Annotated in this window: 2 protein-coding genes; both read right to left on the reverse strand. The window is 65.8% G+C overall.

Going from position 1 to position 3,053, the window contains the following annotated elements:
• Positions 1-1,753: NAD(P)/FAD-dependent oxidoreductase (locus JHD07_RS29075; RefSeq protein WP_291628413.1), on the reverse strand; the 1,753-nt coding region annotated here is incomplete at its 3' end.
• Positions 1,754-1,892: 139 nt separating this feature from the next.
• Positions 1,893-3,053 (reverse strand): AMP-binding protein (locus tag JHD07_RS29080; RefSeq protein WP_291628415.1); only part of this gene is annotated, 1,161 nt, incomplete at its 5' end.

Below are 3,053 nucleotides of genomic sequence, written 5' to 3' on the forward strand. Positions count from 1 at the left end.
CCAAAATCCCTTCCTCGATCGCCTTGATCTGCAGCGCGAGATATTTCGAGTTGATGCGGCATTGCGCCAGGCTGCCGGCGATGAACCAAAGGCCGGGCTGCTTCGTCCGTGCATACATGTTGCGCAGCTCGAAGCCGTCGCCAAAACCCCAGATCGGGCCGACGCGGTCGGCGACGGCATCCCCGAACAGTTTTTGCACCAGATATTCCTGCGGCTTGTATCCCGTGGAGAGCACGATGAGATCGGCCGCAATGGTCGAGCCGTCCTTCATCCGCGCCCCGTCGGCGACGAAACCTTCGATGTCGTCGAACTGCCTGAGCTTGATCTTGCCCTCGACGATCAGGTTGGAGCAGCCGACGTTGAAATAATAGCCGCCGCCGCGGGTGAGGTATTTGAACTGCCAGCCGGTGCCGGCCTCGCCGAAGTCGAGCTTGAAGCCGACGCGCGAGAGGCCGTCGAGCAGCTCCTTGTCGAGCTGCTTCGACTGCTCGGTCAGCATCACATGCGTCTTCTTCGCAAGCGGCGTCGGCATCGAGGCCGCGATCAGGTCGTTGTCCTCGAGCGTCCCTTCGTTATAGGTCGCATAGGCGAGCTGCGCCGACGGCTCGATGTTCGTGACCAGCGTCGGCGAGCGCTGCATCAGCGTGACCTCGGCGCCGCTGGAATACAGATCCTGCGCGATGTCGTGACCGCTGTTGCCGGTGCCGATGACGATGGCACGTTTGCCGCTCCAGTTCTCGCCGTCCTCATAGCGGCTGGAGTGCAGCAGCGTGCCCCTGAAATTGGCGAGCGTCGGGATGTCTGGAATGTTGGCGATGCCGCTGACGCCGGTTGCCATGATCATGTGGCGCGGATGCATGGTGCGCCGGCTGCCGTCGGCCCGGCGCAGGGTGACGGTCCAGCGTCCCTCGGCCTCGTCGTAGGAGCCGCCCTCGAATTCCGTGCCGGTCCAGATGTTCAGCTCCATCGCATCGACGTAAGCTTCGAACCAGTTGGCGAGCTTGTCCTTGGGGATATAGGTCGGCCAGCTCGGCGGGAAGGGCATGTAGGGCAGGTGATTGACCTGCACCTGGTTGTGCAGCGTCAGCGCGTGATAGCGCTTGCGCCAATTGTCGCCGATCCGCGCTTCGCGGTCGACGATCAGCGTGTCGACCTTCAGCTGCTTCAGCCGCGCCGCGATCGCGAGCCCGGCCTGGCCGCCGCCGACCACGAGCACGGCCGGCTCGCGATCGGCATAGTCGCGCGAGGCGTTGCGCTGGTCGAGCCAGTTCGGCCCGCGGAAATCGCGCGAATAGGCCTGGCCGCGCGGGCGCAAGGTGCCGAGTTGTTCCTCGAAGCCCTTGAGCTCGTCGAGCGCGGTTAGCAGCGTCCATGCCTTCAGGCGGTCTCCGTCCGTCGTGTCCGGGACGAGCCTGATGATGCCGCTGCCGCGGCCGATCGCGGTCTCGAAGTTGAAGATCGCTTCGATGCAGTTGGTGCCGGCCCGCATCACCCAGCGCGGCGGCGCCCGGTTCGATGCGATCGTGAAATGGGCCGGCGCCGCCTTGGGCGCGCGCGCCGCCAGCTCCTGCGTGATCGCATCGCGGCCCGCGATTGTCTGCAGGTTCCAGCTCAGCGCCAGCACGTCGCGCCAGAATCCGTCGGAGAGAAAGAGCGGGTCCAGCGTGGCGGGATCAGGTCTGTTTAAGGTGCGCTCGAAGTCGTCGAGCCAGGCCTGTGCGGCGATCGAAATATCCTGCGTCCGGTCCAGCATGCGCGACCTCATGGCCGTCTTCGCGGCGTTTCCTGAGATCGAAGGCTATACGGTTTCGTCGCCCGCCAAAAGCCGCCAAGCCGGCAGGACATGTATGCTGCCCTGCTCAATCGGAATATGGCCGGCCGCGCCGGTCCGTTCAGGCGCCTCCGGCGCTGCCCAGGCTCGTGTCCGCCCAATAGGGATCGCGCAGCTTGCGCTTGAAGATCTTCCCCGTTGCCTCCCGGGGCAGCGCGTCCAGGAACTTGATCTCCTTCGGCACCTTGAAGTTGGCCAGGCGCTCGCGCAGGAAAGCCTGCACCGCGGCGGCGGAGAGCTGCGCACCGGGCTCCGGCTCGACGCATGCGCACAAGCGCTCGCCATATTCCGCATCCGGAATGCCGAACACGGCGCAGTCGCGCACCCCCCGCATTCCGATCAGCACGCCCTCGATCTCGGCGGGATAGATGTTGACGCCGCCCGAGATCACCATGTCGCGCTTGCGGTCGCACAGGAACAGATAGCCGTCCTCGTCGAGATAGCCGACATCGCCGACGCTGACGAGGCCGTCGCGCCCGGCCTCTGCCCGCGCCTGCGCCTTGCCGTGATAGTCGAAGTCCGGCACCGCGGTCTGGCGCATGTAGATCTCGCCGAGCTCATTGGCGCCGCAGACGCTGCCGTCCTCGCGAAAGATCTTGACGATGCCGCCTTCGATGGCGCGGCCGACCGTGCCGGGCTTCCTCAGCGCCTCCTCGGTCGAGTGCCAGATCGGGATGCCGGTCTCGGTCGAGCCGAAATATTCGTTGATGACGGGTCCCCACCAGTCGATCATGGCCCGCTTCACCTCGGGCGGGCAGGGTGCCGCACCATGCACGACGAAGCGCAGCGACGACAGGTCGTAGCGCTGCCTGACAGCTTCGGGCAGGCGCAACAGGCGCACGAACATGGTCGGCACCATGTGGATATGGGTGACGCGATGACGTTCGATCAGCGCCAGCAGCTCCTCGGCGTCGAAGCGCGGCTGGAGCACGATGGTGCAGCCGTTGCGGAACGCCATCATGCCGTAGGAATGCGGCGCCGAATGATACATCGGACCGTTGATCAGCACGATTTGGTCCTCGCGCGGCTTGATGCCGTAGGTGATCGCGCCGACGCGTTCGGAGGCAGCGGCCTGCTCGGGCTGCATCGGCATGCGCCGCACGCCCTTCGGCATGCCCGTGGTCCCCGAGGTGTAGATCATCGCCGCGGCACGGCGCGGCGGCGCCTGCGTTTCCGCATGGCCGTCACGCCAACGGTCCCAATCAGCCAGTCCGGCCGGGAC

Source organism: Bradyrhizobium sp. (assembly GCF_016462955.1).
Classification (GTDB): Bacteria; Pseudomonadota; Alphaproteobacteria; order Rhizobiales; family Xanthobacteraceae; genus Bradyrhizobium.